The sequence below is a fragment of the Halalkalibacterium ligniniphilum genome, from assembly GCF_000334155.1.
Taxonomy (GTDB): Bacteria; Bacillota; Bacilli; order Bacillales; family Bacillaceae_D; genus Halalkalibacterium; species Halalkalibacterium ligniniphilum.
The window spans coordinates 93,199-112,611 of the sequence record NZ_ANNK01000091.1 but is presented as its reverse complement, the minus strand read 5'-3'; the positions used below and the strand labels follow the sequence as shown (position 1 = coordinate 112,611).

The 19,413-nt window shown below is 39.2% G+C and carries 16 protein-coding genes and 1 pseudogene; 4 read left to right on the top strand and 13 right to left on the bottom strand.

Translation table 11 applies throughout. The features are described 5' to 3' along the window. Positions 1–519: 519 nt before the first annotated feature. Complete coding sequence (locus tag BLT_RS0110800; protein WP_026105073.1) at positions 520–708, bottom strand: hypothetical protein; 189 nt, start codon at positions 706–708, stop codon at positions 520–522. Positions 709–1,279: 571 nt separating this feature from the next. After that, positions 1,280–1,441, bottom strand: a complete 162-nt coding sequence (locus BLT_RS23105) for a peptidoglycan-binding domain-containing protein (protein WP_161603243.1) — start codon at positions 1,439–1,441, stop codon at positions 1,280–1,282. Between the two features lie 315 nt (positions 1,442–1,756). On the opposite strand from BLT_RS23105, the gene BLT_RS0110795 reads away from it, so the two are divergent. Continuing rightward, entirely contained in the window at positions 1,757–2,374 is a 618-nt protein-coding gene (locus tag BLT_RS0110795; protein WP_026105072.1) for a YitT family protein, read from the top strand. Between the two features lie 272 nt (positions 2,375–2,646). Here the strand turns inward: BLT_RS0110795 and BLT_RS0110790 are convergent, their stop codons facing one another. The 4 genes from BLT_RS0110790 to ccsB form a co-directional block, all read right to left on the bottom strand. After that, positions 2,647–2,943 carry a hypothetical protein gene (locus tag BLT_RS0110790; protein WP_017727808.1) on the bottom strand — a complete coding sequence of 99 codons (297 nt, stop codon included), beginning with the start codon at positions 2,941–2,943 and terminating at the stop codon, positions 2,647–2,649. Positions 2,944–2,959: 16 nt separating this feature from the next. After that, positions 2,960–4,162: an MFS transporter gene (locus BLT_RS0110785; RefSeq protein WP_051045235.1), complete on the bottom strand. Its 1,203-nt coding sequence runs from the start codon at positions 4,160–4,162 to the stop codon at positions 2,960–2,962. 316 nt (positions 4,163–4,478) lie between these two features. Then, complete coding sequence (locus BLT_RS0110780; protein WP_017727806.1) at positions 4,479–6,044, bottom strand: alkaline phosphatase family protein; 1,566 nt, start codon at positions 6,042–6,044, stop codon at positions 4,479–4,481. 775 nt (positions 6,045–6,819) lie between these two features. After that, positions 6,820–8,016: a c-type cytochrome biogenesis protein CcsB gene (gene ccsB, locus BLT_RS0110775; RefSeq protein ID WP_017727805.1), complete on the bottom strand. Its 1,197-nt coding sequence runs from the start codon at positions 8,014–8,016 to the stop codon at positions 6,820–6,822. 125 nt (positions 8,017–8,141) lie between these two features. Here ccsB and BLT_RS0110765 point away from each other — a divergent pair, with 125 nt between their 5' ends. Further along, positions 8,142–9,488 carry an MFS transporter gene (locus BLT_RS0110765; protein WP_338035657.1) on the top strand — a complete coding sequence of 449 codons (1,347 nt, stop codon included), beginning with the start codon at positions 8,142–8,144 and terminating at the stop codon, positions 9,486–9,488. A gap of 206 nt (positions 9,489–9,694) precedes the next feature. Here BLT_RS0110765 and BLT_RS24440 read toward each other — a convergent pair. After that, positions 9,695–9,799 (bottom strand): annotated as a pseudogene (locus BLT_RS24440) (ABC transporter ATP-binding protein); the annotation flags it as partial. 211 nt (positions 9,800–10,010) lie between these two features. On the opposite strand from BLT_RS24440, the gene BLT_RS24435 reads away from it, so the two are divergent. Beyond that, entirely contained in the window at positions 10,011–10,118 is a 108-nt protein-coding gene (locus BLT_RS24435; RefSeq protein WP_017727802.1) for a putative holin-like toxin, read from the top strand. Positions 10,119–10,377: 259 nt separating this feature from the next. On the opposite strand, the gene BLT_RS0110755 is transcribed toward BLT_RS24435, so the two are convergent. The 3 genes from BLT_RS0110755 to BLT_RS0110745 all read right to left on the bottom strand — a co-directional run bounded on the left by BLT_RS0110755 (position 10,378) and on the right by BLT_RS0110745 (position 13,900). Further along, positions 10,378–11,505 (bottom strand): FAD-dependent oxidoreductase, encoded by a 1,128-nt coding sequence (locus BLT_RS0110755; protein ID WP_017727801.1) that lies wholly within the window; start codon positions 11,503–11,505, stop codon positions 10,378–10,380. A gap of 103 nt (positions 11,506–11,608) precedes the next feature. Next, complete coding sequence (locus tag BLT_RS0110750; RefSeq protein WP_017727800.1) at positions 11,609–12,823, bottom strand: CynX/NimT family MFS transporter; 1,215 nt, start codon at positions 12,821–12,823, stop codon at positions 11,609–11,611. 153 nt (positions 12,824–12,976) lie between these two features. After that, positions 12,977–13,900, bottom strand: coding sequence for a bifunctional helix-turn-helix transcriptional regulator/GNAT family N-acetyltransferase (locus BLT_RS0110745; protein ID WP_035425755.1), 924 nt, complete (start codon positions 13,898–13,900; stop codon positions 12,977–12,979). A gap of 207 nt (positions 13,901–14,107) precedes the next feature. Here BLT_RS0110745 and BLT_RS0110740 point away from each other — a divergent pair, with 207 nt between their 5' ends. Next, entirely contained in the window at positions 14,108–15,028 is a 921-nt protein-coding gene (locus BLT_RS0110740) for a S66 peptidase family protein (RefSeq protein ID WP_017727798.1), read from the top strand. A gap of 104 nt (positions 15,029–15,132) precedes the next feature. On the opposite strand, the gene BLT_RS0110735 is transcribed toward BLT_RS0110740, so the two are convergent. The 3 genes from BLT_RS0110735 to BLT_RS0110720 all read right to left on the bottom strand — a co-directional run bounded on the left by BLT_RS0110735 (position 15,133) and on the right by BLT_RS0110720 (position 19,168). After that, the gene (locus tag BLT_RS0110735) at positions 15,133–16,203 is read right to left on the bottom strand and encodes an LLM class flavin-dependent oxidoreductase (protein WP_017727797.1); all 1,071 of its coding nucleotides are present in this window, start codon (positions 16,201–16,203) and stop codon (positions 15,133–15,135) included. Positions 16,204–16,554: 351 nt separating this feature from the next. Beyond that, a complete protein-coding gene (locus BLT_RS0110730; RefSeq protein WP_017727796.1) occupies positions 16,555–17,880 on the bottom strand; it encodes a hemolysin family protein in 1,326 nt (441 codons plus the stop codon). 436 nt (positions 17,881–18,316) lie between these two features. Further along, positions 18,317–19,168, bottom strand: coding sequence for a MurR/RpiR family transcriptional regulator (locus BLT_RS0110720; protein WP_017727794.1), 852 nt, complete (start codon positions 19,166–19,168; stop codon positions 18,317–18,319). Positions 19,169–19,413 lie beyond the last annotated feature (245 nt).

Sequence of the window (19,413 nt, the reverse complement as noted above, 5' to 3'; positions counted from 1 at the left end):
CTGATTGTTTTATCAAGTTGCTTTTCAAACTTCACGTCACTAATCAAGTCGTCCAGTAACATTAGGAAGGCTCTCACCTCACATCAACAATAGTTACATTTGTTATTATTGATTTCATTTGTGTGCGATCTGTGCAAAATTAATAAATGTTACACATTTTAATCTTATTGTAACTTTCGTCGTAATAATCTAAGGGGAATTTGCCTTTGTTTACTTCAATTCCAGCCTCTCGCAACATTCATTCAATGTGAAGAATCATTTATTTTTGGACTTGAGTACCACCTCTCTGAATGATTCTAATATGTGCGTGCCCCAATTTTGATTGAGTACGTTCTGTATTCATTCCTATTGGGTCTATACCAAATAAAAGGCCTCCTAAATATGAGGAGACCTTTTTTATCGTGATATATCACGAGTGTTGATTATCCAAATTTAGACAGACCCCTCCCTTGGATTGTAAGACATTTTTTCAAAAAAACAGAGCCAATTCAGAAAGCCAATCAATCGGTAAAAGGTTTTCTAGCAAATTCCGTTGCAACGAAATAAATGATAACCGGTTTTCTGTGTTTTCGTGTAAAGACACTTCAGTAAAACATACGTAATGAGGGCGGCAAAAAGTTGATTAAAGACAGCATTTTTCGTCGTGCCAAACAGAACCACTAAGGACAAAGCAAACGCTAATCCAATGATTCCGTATGATTTTTTCATTTTTCTTCCTCCTGTTTTTCTTTTCTGTTTAACAACTCGAATTAACTGTAAACAAAAGATTTATAGAAACTATGAAGAAAACAATATCCACTACCGTTCAAAGAATGTTCACATTTTATCTTTTACTCAGAATAAACCTTCTTTAATAAAATAGTTCCTTCACTCTTTATCAAAAAATATGAAAAGTATCTCCCTGCTCAAGGCGAAGCACTCTTCTTAACTCTATCGGGATCCGGATGGCTCCTCTCTCGCTTATGATCATCTTGTTATCTAATGTATCTCCACTACACTTTTGAATGATTAATTCATTGAGTTGTCTGTCAACCCAACCGTTACTTCATCGCCAACCACGATTGAGAGGGTTTCTCGAATTTTTTTGGATTGTGATTGATTGTCCATTTTTCAGGATACACATCAGTCCAGTGTCGATTAATTGTACGGTCCTTCCGTCGATTCTTCGTTATAGGCAGGTTTGACGCTTGCCATGTAGTCGTACAGTTCCTCTGTCATTTCACACCTGAGTCTAGCCATATCATCGGCGCGTGATTACAGCTGCAACCGCCAATTGCCCTTAGTAGCTCTCACCACGCGCTTCGCCATGGACGATTCTCGCCATATTTTCAATTTCCTGAATTCGATAAAGAGTATTAGATCCGGCCACATCATCAGCAAGAAGGTTAAAATTAAGTTGAAGCTGGCGAACGGCTTCTTCTGTTAGGGACCCAATAGTCAATTGGATTCGTATGTAATTAGTCTAATGCGATTAACTTTTTCTTAGTTTTTTTAAAAAGCACATTGTTGATCCTTAACGAAGGGAGCAGTTAAACTCGCTCTTTTTTTGCTTATACATTTAAAAGTCAATAAAGACTATGTAAAAGCAATGAATTCTATTATCTCCATTCGTTTATTTACATCAAACATAAATCGATTTCTTATTTAATACACTAGTTGTGGAAATCAAAAAATGAAAAAAGATGTTTTCCCAATTGAGGAGGAACTCCATGGTTAACCTATTAACATTAAAAAAAATTGTAAAAGTTAAGAGCCTATGAGGGACTCATTTCAAACATATAGCCTTGTCATCTGTGGAGGCATGTTGCAAGGATTGGCCATGGCCTTATTTCTTTTTCCTCACTCCATCCCGTCAGGCGGTGCTGGGGGAATTACCGTCCTTCTAAATTTTTGGTTTAACATTCCTTTGGGCTTTGCTCTTTGGATTGTTAACTTTTCTTTACTTGTTATCGCTGTAAAATGGTTAGGAAATGCAAGTGCGATTGGTACAATGGTTGCGATTTCTGTTACTTCATTTAGCATTTATTTTTTTGAAGATAAGATGTACATGCCTACAGGAAATGTGTGGGTTGATTTATTGATTGGTTCCTTTATTTTAGGCTGCGGAGTTGGCCTTCTATTAAGACAAGATGTATCGAATGGCGGGATGGGTGTGATTGCTTTAATCATTGCAAAGCATCGCCAAATCCCACCAGGGCAGCCTCTCCTTGTTATCAATGGATCGATTTTTGTTATAACGGCTTCCATGATTGATTGGCAAATTGTGATTCAAGCGCTCATTTCACAGTGGATAGCGACAAGAGTTGTGAATGTCATCTATAACATGAAAATAGTACAGACTAAAACACTATCGGTCGGTTGGCGTAAAAAATAAGAATGTTCGACTTGTTATTTAAATGAAGAAGACAATACCTAAAAGATCCTTGGCATACATACTTTAGTAAGGACTTACATATCAAAGGGTGTGTTCAGCGTGACACGAAACAAGATGATCCCCTTTTATTGTTTGTATGTAGGCGTTATTCTTGGTTAGTTGTTCCTCACAAACAAGCACTGACGATTACCCTAATAAAAGTATTCAACTAGTCGTTGCCTTTTCGCGAGGGGCTGCATTCAGCCTCTTGTTGGGCACACATCTTTATGGTGTTAGTCCTCCTTCTCCCCTTCCGCTTCACCTATATTTAGCTTTGCCCCACCTACTGATAAGTACGAGTAAACGTCTAGCTCAGGCTTTAGTTTAGTAAGGCCTTGTAAGTATGGTTTCACTAAGTCTTTGAAATCCTCCTGAGCCCCTTCATTCTCAAGCTGTCCATATACGTATATTTTTTTCTTCTCTTCCTCCATTAAAATTGATAAATAACCCACTGGCTTATGATCGTCGGAAACGATATTTAACACTTGAGCATTTTCTTTCAATAATTCTGGCGAGAAATACAGTTGCATCCTTTATACCCCTTTTTTATTCAGTCGTTAATTGGAATTTTTTAAATAATGTTGTAGACGTATCGTCTTTTTCTTTTGAACCATGCTGATCATTCACGTGGATGAATAGGAAGCTTAAAAAGCCGAGTAGAAAGGTAAGACAAGCAGTACTGAGGAACATGCCCGTTCTTGACCAATTCATTAATGTCTCAAAAATGGGTGGACCTGCAGCGACACCTAAAAATCGAACGGACCCATATAAAGAAGTGACAAAGCCTCTTCTTTCCTTCCCAACAGAACCTGTAATGAGACTGTTTAAACAAGGGAGGACAAACCCTGTCCCAATACTACTGATAATGAGGATGGTGATAAACGGAACAAGACTTGTAAAGAAAATCAGCGTAGCAAATGAAGCAGTCATAAGCAAAAAGCCTAGAATCATTAGCTTTTTCATTCGCTTTAGGTTTTTCCCGATTTTACTTCCTGTAATAAATGAAGTTGTCATCATGAAAAGTAAAGGAATCGCAAGGATTGCTCCCTTTTTCACGCCATCGATATGATGTTTTGTTTCTAATACATCTGATAAATAAAACAATATCCCAAAAAGAGTAAACAAGCAGGTGGCGCCTGCTAGGTATGCAGTCAAAAGCCATCTTCCTTCGTGTTTAAACACTGAAAATAATCCTTTAACATACGTTCCTAGAGGTGGAGCTTCTTTCTTGTTCTTCTTTTCTTTAATAAAAAAAACTGTTAATAGTAAAGAGATAAGAACGAAAATTGGAAAACCCCAGAAAGGTCCATACCACACTAACAATGCCAAAAGAGAGCCAACGATTGGGGAAAGAACTTTGCCAAAACCATTTGATGCTTCAACCACTCCTAATACTTTACTTTGCTCTCCTCCCTTAAACAAATCCCCCGTTAACGCCATTGCAATGGGGGCTGTGCCAGCCGCTCCGATTCCTTGCAGTGCTCTCCCGACCATAATCCACATAAAAGGGCTGTTAAACCAAGCTGCAGCGATTCCAGCTAATAATCCACCAGCTCCATAAAGAGCTAAGGCTGGTATAATGATTGCTTTTCTGGAGAACCGATCCGATAAATAACCGAATATTGGAATGGCAATGGCTGCTGTAATGGAAAAAATGGTTATTGTTAAACTTGCTTGAAAAGCACTAATTCCTAGTTCCGATTCTAACTTAGGTAGAATCGGGATTAACATTGAATTACCCAAGGTCATAATTAATGGGATGGAACCGATAGCCAAAATAACGAATCCTTTTTTTGTTTTATTGGCCACTAAACACCACAACTCCTTAATGGTTCTAATTACAAAAAAATTGAAGGGTTTCCTATTCACTTCACACAAAAACAACGAGATCGAACACATAGACATTGAAAATATATAGTAAGTTAAATCTTTAAAATTCGAAAATCATTACATTTAATCTCCCCATGTTCCTTAAAAGACATCCTTTTTAAAAATAAAAGGTAAATGATCTGCTCGTGCTACCTCATTGGTTTAAAACTGTTATCGACCATTGTGACAAAAAATTTTATTTTGTGAGTTCTCTTATCCATTCATTAAAGTCCACAACTCGGTTGTGTGCAGGAAGTCGATTTGTACCGGCGATAATTAATGGAGATTCGGAATCCTTTTTATGTAAGGAGCCATGACCTGCTCCTCCCACATGTGTAGGTGTGTGCTCTCCAACAAATTCATATCCAGGCTTTGCATCAATAATCACGTACTTTCCTTCGTGTGAGTGCAGGGCCCCATGTAGTCTTGCCAAGGCATCAGGATACTCACCGTATAGGATTTCATTGTTATCTTTTACAGAGATATCTAAAATGGCACCATTTCCATTAAGGCTCCATGATTGTCCGTAGCGATCAGAGTACTCCCCGTTTGGTGAGAAGGTAAATGGTTTTTCTGATTTGGCAGTATCAACATAATTGATTGCCCCTTTTTTCCATGCAACAAACCCAACTCTAGGATCTTCCTTCAATTTAGAAACAATTTCGCTATACGTAATCGACTCATCTAACAAATAAACATAGGCCATACGTTCATTTATCGCTAAAATTAATTGGTCTTGCTGCTGTATGGGTTTGCCTAAGTTCCAAATGTTGTAGCGGTCTAACTTTTTTCGTAGGTCAATCAGTGATTTGTTTTTATTATCCATTATCGTTGATTGGCCACTATCACCGAAAACAAGCCAAATGCCTTCTTGAATCGCATGATCCCACGAAGGATATGAATTCAAGATGGTTTGAATTTTTTTATCCACTTGTTCGATTCCCTTTATATCCATGGGTCCATTTTCATGAACTTCCTTATCTAAATCAGGAAAATAAGCAAAGGTAAAAGAAGGAAGCTTATTTTTCTCGATAAAATATTTCAATTCATTTGCAGAAAATTCATCATTCATTCCCATTGCCTGCCACAGATGATTCGAACCATTGTTATCTGGGTTATATTGAGAGAGGCCTCCCATTGAGAGTAACGTTGGTCCGTTTACTTCTAATTGTTCAGGTATCAGGTTTAATCCCTCTGCCAGCTTTGGAATGTTAAAATGATGAGCTTGATTTCCGCGGTAAACGATCCCGTTAATGGAGCTGGAATCGCTTGTTATTAATTCTTCATAAATGGTTTTTGCATTTTTACTTAAATGCTTCTGATTTAAGTTGAAGAGGCTGTCATTTGCAACCTGTTTTATCCCGGTCCCAATGACTTCTCTTGTGCCGCTTCCATAATTAATGACACGATTCTCTTTTTGGTTAAACCACACAAGTCCCGGGACTTTGTGTAAATGAGCGTATGCTCCAGTCAATAAAGTACTATCAATGGTTACAGACATGGTTGGATAAGAACTTACAATGTCAGGTTGATACTCACCTTGTTTCATTAAAAATTCCAAAGCAGGGGCTTTGCCTTCTTGAACGGCCTTTTGTAAAGGCTTATCCATCAATGAATCAATGACGAGTAATACGACTGGTTTTGTTTCTTCATCTGGCTTGATTTCATGTTTGCTTAATTCTTTTATAGGTGTACGTAATCCAAACGAGTAGAGAGAAAAAAGAATAAGAAAAATGACAAGAATGACAACCAACTTTTTCATTTCTATTTATTCATCCCTTTTTTTAGTTATTTCGTCATGAAGTATGGCTAATAGGTTGTAATTCAACCTGCCGTTCGTATATTGTTAGTAATTTTTTCATTTACCGCAATAGCACTTAGGACTTGGCTACCGACCTGTTCATGTGAAACCCACTTAAAATCATTTAGAAATATGGCGTTATAAGTGGTCGGTAAGAATTCGCAGCAGATACATGAACTCTTGTTTTAGGGTGCCGCTCTTTAACCTTGCCCATTCGTTCGCGACGAATTTTTTCTCAATAAATGAACGTGTGCACTTTATTTTATATTGGTCGGTCTACACACATTTTACTTTTTGTTTCTTCACGCCCCATATATCCCAAATGTTGTAAGAGTTCCGTCTCTCTTATTGATTATTGTCGTTTGGTCTGCACATATCATTGGGTTTATTAACGTGCTAAGAGTAAGAAGGTCTACAAAATAACTTACCTGAGCGGATCGCTCTTCCCACGTGGACGGAAATGAAACGTGAATACCATTTTAATGATGGGATGTGAGTGAAGGGGCTTCTTGGACTTTCCCCCTTTCACGGAAGCTCTGTCCTCTTTTCACAGAGGATCAACAAGCGTTACTTCATTACGTCTATTGGCAAAAGAAAGCCTCCAGGATAATGGAATATCCTAGAGGCTTATATGAGGCTGGGACATAACGAACGTGTATGCTTGAAAATGCGAACAATGCACGACCTTAGCGAAGTATATTTCCGAACCGAATGCGATGCATCAACGATCATGACGTTATGCGTAAGAGTGTAACCCTGCAACGACGAGATTAACGACTAGCAAGTTAAACATGATAATACCAAACCCGATCACTAACAGCCATGCTGACTTCTCCCCATGCCAGCCTCTTGATAGACGAAGATGTAAGTAAGCCGCATAAAAAAGGAAAGTGATTAATGCCCACACTTCTTTTGGATCCCATCCCCAAAATCGTGTCCATGCCACTTGCGCCCAAATCATAGCGAAAATTAATCCCCCTAACGTAAAGATAGGAAAGCCAATTATTATCGCTCTGTAACTAACCTCATCAAACAATTGAGGGCTTACATTTCTCAAAATCGGTTGGATTGCAGCGGAGACTCGTTTTCTAAGCACAAGGCGCAAAGCAAGGTAAATAAGGCTTCCTGAAATGAGCGACCATAGGAATGTATTGAATTTCCGAGGTGCATCTACACCGTTCATCCACACAGGAGTTTCAAATAATGGACCAAAGCGGTTCTGATCAGAAGCAATCACTTCTCCTTCATATGGCCCAACAATCGCTGGTAATTCATATTGAATCTGTGTTTCGACTTCAAGTTCATTAATCCAGTTAAAGGTGACCGAATAATTGTTAACAGAAAATATCCCTACCGTTATCGCAATCCCAACAGCGCACGTGATGGCGAAAACAATCGACTCAAGCCAAAACGTTTGCTTGGAGCGTTTCTCTTGGTCGACGATTCGAATTAAATAGATGAGCGCAGCGATAAAACCAATCCCCAGTATCCCCTGTCCGATCGCTGTTGTGATGACATGGATGTGAAGCCAGTAGGTTTGCAGAGCAGGTATCAATGGCGAAACCTCACTTGGAAATACAGAGGCGTAAGCAATAATTACAATTCCAATTGGCATGGTGAAGATACCGAGGACAGGCTTCTTATAGATTAAATAGAGTATTAAAAACGCAAAGATAATCGTCATCCCAAGAAAGGTCGTATATTCAAACATATTGCTTACGGGAGCATGGCCAGCAACCATCCACCTTGTAATAAAATATCCTAACTGTGACATAAAACCAATTAAGGCAATGCTGAAGCCGCTCCAGCCCCATTTTTTTGCTTTGTTTACCTCTTGTTTATTTTCAAAATACATTGTCATTGAAAAAATGATCATGGCGACGATGTAAATAATAAAGGCCATAAGTAACAAATTGCTGCTTAATTCTACCATTTTTGATTCCTCCTCTTTTGAGTTTAATATGTTGGCTCTTCTGGCCAAAATTTCTCTTTACTGAGTGTAAAAAGAAAATGTGAAGGAATCATGTAGAAATAATAGAAATACGCAGGTTTCACATTATGTTCAATTTTTTTATTCGAATCACCTCCCATTTTTTGCCTGTGAAAATTTCAATTGACATTTACTACCTTCGACTATATGATATTCAAGCGCGGCTCGGAAAACAGACTAGAAAGAAGGTATCATACGTGTCAATGGAACGAAAAAAGAAAATGACCGTTTTAATGATAAACATGTTCATTGCAATAGCTAGCTTTGGCATTATTATTCCAATATTGCCTGCCTATTTAGAATCAATTGGTGAAGGCGGAACTGCTGCTGGCTTAATGATTGCAATTTTTGCAGGGGCACAGCTCGTCATGTCTCCTGTTGCTGGGAAGTGGGCTGATCAGTACGGTCGTCGTTTGATGATTATTCTTGGCTTGGCTGGGTTAGCTATTTCCATGTTTATGTTTTATCTTTTTGATTCGATTTGGTGGTTGTATGCGTCTCGAGTGATTGGTGGGATAGGTGCAGCCTTATTAGTCCCGGCGATATTTGCATATGTGGCAGATATTACCTCGCTTGAGGAACGTGCAAAAGGAAATAGCTTTGTATCAGCCGCTATGTCGCTCGGAATCGTCGTTGGTCCTGGAATTGGTGGTTTTCTTGCCGATTTCGGATTGAAGGTCCCTCTTCTTGCTTCAGCCCTCTTATCAGTAGTTGCTGTTCTCTTTTCGATCGCTGTATTAAAGGAAAGCAAAGACTTGGGCGGGGAAACAATATCTCTAGAGCAAGAAGAGCCAATGGTAACAAAGCTCTTCCAATCCGTTCGCAAGCCATATTTCATCCCTCTCGTCATTGTTCTTGTCATGAGCTTCGGGCTGATGGCCTATGAATCAGTGCTTGGGCTCTATGTTGACAACCAGTTCGGCGCCACGCCACAAGAAATTGCGGTGATGATTACAGCAACTGGAGTCATTAGTGTCATTGTGCAGTTGTTCATCGTCGAACGAATTGTCAGTCGGTTTGGCGAAGCTATGGTGTTAAGCATGTTTTTAGCCGTGACCACTGCGGGATTTTTATTTTCCCTTTTTGCGTCAAGCTATGCCCTTTTCTTTTGTATCACCTTAATCATCTTTCTTGCCACTTCGATCCTACGCCCTGTGCTAACAACGCTTATCTCGAAACTTGCTGGAGAAGAGCAAGGCTTTGCAATGGGAATGAACAATGCCTATATGAGTATCGGCAATGTTCTCGGTCCTACTTTAGCTGGTGTGCTGTATGACGTGGAAATAACGTATCCGTTTTTGCTTGGTCTCGTCGTTCTTGGTGTGACCGTGCTTGTCTCGATCATGTGGCAGCAAAAACAAGGAAAAAAGCTTAGAAAAATGAAGATTGATCCTCTTCAGCCTGGTTCGCATTAAAACATGCTTTTATTAAGGTGGTTTTTTCCTTATAGACATCACAACACCGTATTATGCCGGGCGGAGTTGTGATGTGTAATATTGGTTTCCTGGCTAATCTAACTAAAGACCACAATGGCTTTTGCATGTTTGCTTGATCGCAGAACGGGATACTTTTTTGAAGATAGTATATGTATTCTTTATTCATTAAAAAAATTACCTAAAAATGCTTTTGTGTAAGGATGTCGTAATAACTCTCCTTTACCTGTAAAATTCGCTACGGGTGCAATTTCAACGGTCGTACCAGCGTAAAATACAGCAATTTTATCTGCAAATTAATTATTCTGTTTGCGGTTCATAGGGAAGACCTCTTTTCTAGGATTGGTTGTGGTGACTTAATTCTACCAAGAGAAGGTCTTCCTTTTTTCTATTGTAAGAGATGATAGAATAGTAGAAATAAGAACATATGTTTGTTATAATGGTGATAGCAACTACATTAAGCAAGGTGGCGGCTGAACTCCCTAACGAAAGGGGGTGAAGCTTATGACGATATACGAAGTATTCAGTTTACTCGCACAATTCAGCCTCGTGCTAACGGCGATATTAACGCTTACTATTACCTTTGTCGTCTATCTAAACAAAAAGAAATAGCCACCCTGCCGGCAAGTAAGGTGAGCTATTTCTAAAGCAAAATCCTGCGGTCAGCCGATCTTCAAACGGCATGTAGTTGCAGTGACCGAGTGTTTGAGCACTCGGTCGCTATTTATTTTTATTTTCCGTGGTTATGGTTTCATTATAAATGATGACAGGCAGTTTTTGCAATGGATTCGTGGTATGGTAAGGGTTTGTTTATAAGAAAGAAATAGCAAATAAAGAGGTCTTGCAAATTTGAAAGCTCTTATAAGTCCTGTCATGTATCAATTTTCTCAATCGCATGAGCGACATCATAAAGATCGAGGTCAATTTCTAGCTCTTGACCAAGTGCAAGCTTTGCTAGTTCTCTCCCCAGGTAGGGTCCAATTGTTAAGCCGGAAGCCCCGAGTCCGTTGGCGACTAAGATTCCTTCATAGTTAGGAACAGCACCGATCACTGGAAGAAATCCTGGAGTATACGGTCTGAAGCCAACTCTAGTTTCTAGTACCGTACTATTTACTAATCCAGGCGCAAAAGTAAACGTTTTGTCTAAGATTTCATGAACGCCAGCAGCAGTCACGCGATTGTCGAAGCCGACGCCATCTTCATGTGTGGACCCAGCTACAAAGCGCCCATCCTCAAAAGCGATCAAATATTGATTTGATGGCGGCATGACAACGGGCCACGTCGTTGTTTTTACTTCTTGTAATTCAAGGTGCATGATTTGTGCTTTTTGGGGCTCAACTAAAAAATCAATACCAAGTGGTTTAAGGATCTCTTTTGACCATGCCCCTGAAGCAATGATCACTTGATTCGCATATAATGTGCTCCCCTCTACTTTAACACCATTTACATGATTGTCTTCAAAAGCTAGTTCTGCACTAGCATGTAAAAAATTAGCTCCGTGCTTTTTTGCACCGCTTATAAGAGCATCTCGAAGCGCTCTTCCGTTGACCCGTGCTGCACCGCTTACATGGATGGAATAAAAATCGTCCGATAATAATGGAAAAAGCTTTTTCGTTTCAAAAGCCGACAACCTAGACACTTCTCCAATTTCTGGAGCATCTTCTTTTCTTTTTTGTACCCGCTCCTCCATCTTATCTAGCTTTTTCAAATCTGAATGTAAGCCGACTACACCTACTCTTGCATAGCCAGTGTCAGCCTCACCGTCTTTTTCCAATTCTTTAATGAGGGATGGGTAATATTTCGCTCCTCTTTTCGCTAACGTATACCACGCTTTATTGCGGCGCTGAGAAAGCCAGGGACATACAATTCCTGCTGCAGCGTCTGTGGCCTGCCCTTGATCCCTTCGATCGATGATGGTCACCTCAGTCCCAGCCTTTGCAAGATGATAAGCTGTAGCTGCACCAAGAATCCCTCCACCTACAACGATAAATGTTTTCAAAAACAACACCTATTTCAAGAGAAATTTAATCATTTGTTTATTTTATAAAATCTTTCGTTTGCATACAATCTGTTTACGACGACTATTTGGGTTCACGAGCTCTTTAGGATTGATACACAGTTCGATTTCGACCAGCACCAAGTCCTGCTAAGCTCATGATCACAACAGCGCCACCTAATATCAACAATGGAATGGTTCCTGAATGAGTGATATCTAGAATAAAACCAAGTAAAATTGGACCGACCGCTGCAAGCGTATAACCGATAGATTGTGCCATGCCTGATAATTCAGCAGCTTGTTGCGCTGAAGCAGAGCGAAGTCCAAAAAACGTAAGCGCTAAACTAATAGCAGCTCCTTGCCCAAGACCTAATAGAATGACACTTAAGGATAAGAGGAGTAAACTACCACCAACCAAGATACCAATAATTCCCCCTATGTATAACACACCAATAAGTAAAACAATCCCTCGTTGGTTTTCAAAACGGTCGGCAAAAAGAGGGGTAAGAAATGTCATTGGTAATCCTGCAAGCTGCATAATCGTTAGCATCCAGCCTGCTGTAGCCATATTTAAACCACTGCCACTAAGAATTTCCGGCAGCCATGCTATCGTACAATAAAATATAAAAGATTGAAAACCCATAAAAATAGTCACTTGCCAAGCAAGCTTTGAACGCCATAACGTATTTCCAGCTACGTTTGTAATCTTAGGGACTGGCTTTGAGTTTTTTAAACCTTGCCGTAAATGCGGAATCCATAAAAAAATGGCAATCACAGCCAATATCGACCAAAATAGTAGAGATTTTTGCCATCCAAGATTTAATCCTTGTGCTAATGGAATACTTAGACCTGAACCAAGTGCTGCAAAAATGGACATGGAGGTTGTATAAACGCCTGTTATTAAACCTACGTTTTCAGGGTATTTCTTTTTTACGATCCCTGGTAACAGAACATTAATGATCGCAATCCCGACGCCAATAATGGCTGTCCCTACAAATAAAGTGAAGATAAGGCCAGTTGATCGCATAATAATTCCAGCGGTTAATGCAAAAAGTGCGACAAACACCATTATTTCATTCCCAAATCGATGCCCTAGCCGAGGGGCATAGAATGATAGGACGGCAAATGACAGCAATGGTAGCGTTGTAAGGAATCCTACTAGTCCATTTGAAATGCCCATATCGGCACGGATCGAACTGACAAGTGGCCCCACAGCTGTAATGGCTGAACGTAAGTTAAATGCAACGAAGACAATCCCGATTAATAATAATGCTCGTTTGATTTCAAGGTTGCTTGATCGTGTTAAAGACTGATTCTCCATAAAGGGGTAGCTCCTTTTCTAAGTCCAGCTAGTATTCGTTCTCCGTAGCTTTTTTTGAATAAGGCTAGATAAAACCTGTAAGAATGTGTACTATTTACATGAAAGGGTAGCAAGTTTTTAAAAATCGTTCTTCCCTTCCTAACGCAAAGCTCTCTACGATTCATCTTCAGATAATATTAAATCCCATCTTTCTTCTGTCAAATTCGTCCCTGTCCATGAGTTGTTTTCTTTCTTTTCAGTTAGGGTAAAATTGTAAGATTGATAAAGGTGTCGAGCGGTTTTTAAAATGCTTACAGTCCACAGGAAAACATGCTGATAGCCCTGTTCCTTACAGAAAACGATTGCCGTATTCATAAGCTTTTTTCCGATTCCTAAACCCTGGTATTTTTCGTCAATAATAAACCATCGAAGTTGAGCGACCTTTTCACTTGATTTTGTAATAGCAATGGAACCAACCGGCTCACCATTGACCTCAGCGATCCATAAGCCTCCCCTATCAGGCTTCTCGATAAATTCAGTTAAGCCCTTCATCACATCGTATTCAAAAATTGACCCAAACCCATATGATTTTGCATAAAGTGCTCCATGTAGGGAAGCAACATAACCTACATCCCCTGGTTGGAACGAACGTATTGATAGTTTTGCGTTTGTTAGCGGCTTTTTAGTAAGGATGGCTTCAATGGCTTCCATGGATGCCACAAGCTTTGCCTGTTCATGATCTGACATTGTCTGTAGCATCTTGCCAATTTCATGGTTGGCATGCTCGATCAACGTATGTAAAATCTTTTGGCCGTGGTCTGTTAAATAAAGAGCATATTGACGTTTATCATCTTCAAAGCGTTTTTTGATTACGATCTTTTCGTCCTCAAATCTTTGAATAATCCGACTTAAATAGCCTCGGTCGATACCTAAATTTTCTCTAATTTCCGTCGCTGAACAACCGTTTCGAAGATTGATTTCTGTCAAAATACGTGATTCTGTTAGTGTATAGGGTTGATGATAGATTTCTTGGTCTATTTTTCCTAGAACACTCGCGTAATACCTGTTGAAATGCCGAATTTTATCTACAATATTCATGGGTTCCAAACAAAAACGCTCCTTCATCCTTGTTAGAAATTGTCGCTATTTTCAGTATACGATAATTTTGTTGACTCAGTCAATTATATAAAATTCTGCGATTCTACACCAAATGCTCCTCTAACTTCACTATAAATAGGACATATTTTTGAACGTCTTTTAATACCTATTATTGTACATTATGATTGAATTTAGGGAGAGGAAAGTATGGCAATAAAACCCCCATTATTGAAAACAGGAGATACAATAGGAGTGGTTACACCTGGCAGTCCTCTTGATGCAAATATTATCAATATGAGGGTACGATATTTGCGGGATTTGGGCTTTAATATCCTTTTTGGAAGGTACGTTTATGCTTACGAGGGCATCACAGCTGCACCTGCCAGGCAAAGAGCTGAAGATATAATGGAAATGTTCAGCGATCCGAGCGTCAAAATGATATTATCCACACGAGGAGGGACAGGGGTTCAGACCGTTCTCCCTTATTTAGATTTTGACGTGATAAAAAAGAACCCTAAAGTAATATCTGGTTATAGTGACATCACTGTATTACTCAATAGTTTGTATCAATTTAGCCAATTAATTACGTTTCATAGCCTCATGCTCGTTGATTTTAGATTAGAAACACCTGCGTACAACTTCAATCAATTTTTTGAAGCCATTTCCACATTGGTTTCACCAAGAGCTATTCAAAATCCACCAAATATGCCCCAAGTGAGTTTAGTACCAGGGAATGTAACAGGACCAATTGTAGGTGGTAATATGACTTCGATCGTCAATACTCTTGGTACTCCATATGAAATTAATACAAAAGGGAAAATATTTTTCTTGGAAGAGGTTAATTCACCTACCACAGCGATTTTTCGCTATCTAACTCAATTATTAATGTCAGGTAAATTCGAGGATTGCCTTGGGATTATCATGGGAGAATGTACAAATTGCCCTGTATCCTATGGTACAACGTATGAAGATTTAATTAATGATTTGCTTGTTCCCTTAGGAAAACCACTAATGACCAATCTTGCTACAGGGCATGGCTTTTATAAAGCTGCGATACCAATCGGATCTGAGGTTGAACTTAATACAACAGATAATAAATTGACTGTCCTTGAACCGGCTGTAAAGTGAAGGATTGATGACCAGTTAGTCGCCTTTCTCCTGAAAAATTCGCCCCCTTATAGGCATATGGATGTCTGATAATCCGATGATTTTCATGTGATACCCTCTCCTTCTTACTTCCTCGTTTCGCGACGAACAACTGGGGCGACCTCTGTGGCTAATCGCTCAATACTCTCAGCCACTTTGTTAAATGGCTGCCCGCCTATGTCAAGCTGGGCAATAAAGCGTTGGTGTCCAAACAGCTCATATTGCTGGAGGATCTTTTCAATGATTTGCTCTGAACTGCCTACGAATAACCCTGTTTCCGGACGAGCCATCTGTTCAAAGTCTATGCGTGAGACTCTTGTACCCATCCCCCGCTGACGATTAACATATTCCCAATAATTTGAGTAATATGGGTAAAACTCATCTTTTGCTTGCTGGGTGGTTTTTGAAATAAATGTATGGCCGGTGACGGCAACGTTCAAATTTTCAGGAGCATGGCCAGCTTCTGCTCCAGCTTGACGGTAAAGATCAACAAGTGGCTTAAAGCGCGCAGGTTCTCCTCCGAGTATAGCAAGGGCAATCCCAGTTCCAAGCCTTCCCGCTCTTTGTGCGCTTTCTGGTGTTCCTCCAACCCCTACCCAAATTGGCAGTTGGTTTTGGAGTGGTCGAGGGGCAATTTGTGCATCATGTAGGGATGGGCGAAATTGACCGTGCCAAGAAATAATTTCGTTTTCATTTAGCTTTAGGAATAGCTCAATGTTCTCTGCAAACAAAGGGTCATAGTCGTTTAAGTCATACCCGAATAAAGGGAAAGATTCCACAAATGCTCCACGTCCTGCGATGATCTCAGCGCGTCCATCTGAAAGCAAATCCAGTGTTGCAAAATCCTCGAACAAGCGTACAGGGTCAACCGTACTCAATACGGTTGTCGCACTTGTCAATCTAATTTGCTTTGTCACTTGTGCGATAGCAGCTAAAACAACGGGTGGTGCAGAGATTGCATAGTCTAAGCGGTGGTGCTCACCAACCCCGAAAACATCCAAACCGGCTTCATCTGCCATTTTGGCCGCCTGGATGACTTCATTTAACCGCTCTTTTATACTGATAGTTTTTCTGGAATGGGGATCGGGTCCGAGATCACCAAATGTATAAAGTCCGATTTCAAATGCTGAATCATTCATTTCATGATTGCTTTGCATTTTATTGCCCTCCCTAGGCTATTAACATACCATTTTATATGAGAATTTCTTTGCCTGCCTTGATTGAGTATTCACTGCAGTTTTTTATTTTGTTACTAGTTTATTATATTTAGTTAAGAAACGTCCAATTTTTGGATTATGCATAAATAAACGTCTAAGCAGGAGATGTTGATCGAGAAATAATCGTTTTACAGATTTACTGTAACGATGCTGTCTCCCCTCAGTCGCACCGGATTAAAATAGAAAATGCTCGGCTATCGCTACATGAAATTCATATGGAATCGTTCATTTCAAGAAAAAAAGATCAACGACAGCTTGTTGACCTTTTTTCAATCAGGATTCTGATATCATCTAACGTTCTTTTTCTTCTTTTTCCTCCAAATTTACTCTTACTTTGATAATACGACGCTCTGATATTTCTTCCACTGTAAATGTGACGTTATTGTATTCAATCACTGAATGTTCCTCTTCTGTCGGAATATAGCCAAGCTGATTAATGACAAAACCACTTAATGTGTCAAACTCTTCAATCGGTAAGTTGATTTTTAAAATATTTTCCACTTCATAAAGGTTCGTTGTCCCTGCCATTAAATATGTATGGTCATCAAGTACTTCGATTTCAACGACTTCCATTTCTACCTCATCATATTCATCAAAGATATTTCCAACGATTTCTTCAATCACATCTTCAATGGTTACGATTCCATCTGTCCCTCCATACTCATCAAGGGCGATGGCCATATGAATTTTGTTTTTTTGCATGTCTTGAAACAATGCATCAATTCGTTTTGATTCAAGCACAAAAAAAGGTTCACGGATCAGCTCTCGTATGTTAAAACGGTTCTCATCACAATCTTCTACAAATTGGATTAAATCCTTCGCATGTAAGATTCCCACAATGTTATCAATATTATCTTCATAGACAGGAAATCTTGTGTACCTTTCCACATTCACTAACTTTACGGTTTCCATTAATTGATAATCAATCGGAATGGCGATGATGTTTAGCCGATGTGTCATGATATCGGAAACGGTTTTATTATCAAATTCAAATATATTATTAATCATGACTTTTTCGGTTTCTTGAATCGAACCTTTTTCTTCCCCCGCATCGACCATCATTCGAATTTCTTCTTCGGTAATGTTGTTGTCTTCCGCATTCGGATCGACACCAAAAAGACGAACTAACATATTCGTTGAAACGGTTAATAATTTTACAAACGGAGAAGAAATTTTTGATAAAAAGGTTAAAGGGCTGACTGCAAACAGGGAAATGGCTTCAGCTTTCTGTAAGGCAAGCCGTTTTGGAACAAGCTCACCTAAAACTAAGGTGAAATAAGATAATATTAAGGTAATAAAAATCACGGAGAATGTACTTAGTAATCTTGGTGAAAGTGGGACTCCCATTGAATAAAGCATTTCTGCAAAAGGAGTGGCAAAGCTGTCAGCTGCGAATGCACTCGCTAAAAAGCCAGCTAATGTAATGCCGATTTGAATGGTCGCAAGAAAGCGACTTGGTTCAGAAAGGAGATGATGTAGTAATTGTGCTTTTTTATCTCCGCTCTCAGCCATTATCTTCACTTTGTTATCATTGAGAGAGATCAATGCAATTTCAGAAGCCGCAAAAAATGCATTCAAAATGATGAGTATAATAAGTATGGAAAGTTCAAATATCAATTAAAATCAACCTCCAGATAAGGGAAAGATACTCTCTTGTTGAAAGTAGCATGATTTTTTGCTTTACATGGAAATGAATGATCTAATTAAAAGAAGTTAAACGCCGCTGTTTTACATCTAAGCCTATTCTTTTCTTATTAGGATGTTTATATTCTTGAATAAATCTAACCTTAAAAAGCTACGGATAAATTGGACAGGTCAACTTACGAAAAAAAATCCTCTTGCATCTGGTACAAGAGGATTCTTTCTGTTTTATACATCAAACACTTTTAATTGCTCTCCAGTCGGTTTTTTGGTGAAGAGACTTACAATAATTACCATTAATAGGGAGGCGGTAAGTGATGGGATTATTGGAGGCAATCCAGCGATAATGACAGTATAGAGTTAATGTTTTTACATTTTTAACATAACCTCCTATTATATATGTATAAATCAGCTAGCTCTTATAAAAGAAATCATCGAGCTGCAATGATTCATATCTTTCTCTATACTGATCAAAGCGCTCACTGTCGTGGATCGACACTCCTGCAATCAATGCGTTCATTAATGAAAAGACCGCAGGCGCAGCGTCAAGTGTTGATTTTACGGATAGCTGGACAGGTAAATGAAGATCGGCATGCTCAGTAATTGGAGACGAGGCAGAATCAGAAATGGCAATCACAAATGCCCCTTGTTTTTTAACAGCTTCAGCCAGCTTTATCGTTTCCTTCGCATATCGGTGAAAGGAGAAAGCAACAAATGTACTTTGCTTATTCATTTTTGAAAGTAAGTGAATCATATCGTCTGTACCTGGTTGAAATAAGTGAGTATTTCCACGAATCAAATTAAGTGTGAACGAGAACCAATGAGCAGCTGCAAAAGAGGTTCTTATGCCCGCGACAAGAATGTGATTGGACTCAATCAAACGGTTCACAGTATGATGAAGATCCCTTTCATTTAATTGCTCCATCATTTTTTGAATTTTTCGCTGGTCACGCTGCATCGTTTCGATATAAAATCTCGGCCCACTCCCTATCTCCTTCTTGTCTGCTTGAAATGTATGTAAGCTACTTTTAGCGAAGATTAAGCTTTCTCTAACTTCTTTTTGAAGCTCGCTAAAACCACTATAGTTAAGCGAGTAGCAAAAGCGGATCACGGTTGTTTCACTTACGCCTACTTCTTTTCCAATTTCTGTTGCAGACTGCATGGCAAAAAGTTGAGGATGCTCGAGTAAATACCCAGCAACTTTTTTCATGCTAGTAGAAAGGGTTGACATTTGTTCCTTCACTTTTTGCATATAATTCGACATCATTATCCCCTCGTGAAGTATAGACTTTTTTTGTTGTTATATTGAAGTTTAATCTTTTTGACTATATCATCTATATTAAATTTTTACAATATTCTTCTTTTTTTGTTAATAAGATTCCGTTCTCAATAACAACGGGGCTGGGACAAAAGAGTTTTAATTGATGAGAAATCCGAACGTCATGATCGTTGCAGCATAGCATACGCTTCGGAAATACACTTCGCTTTCCGCGGGCGGCTGGTGGCCTT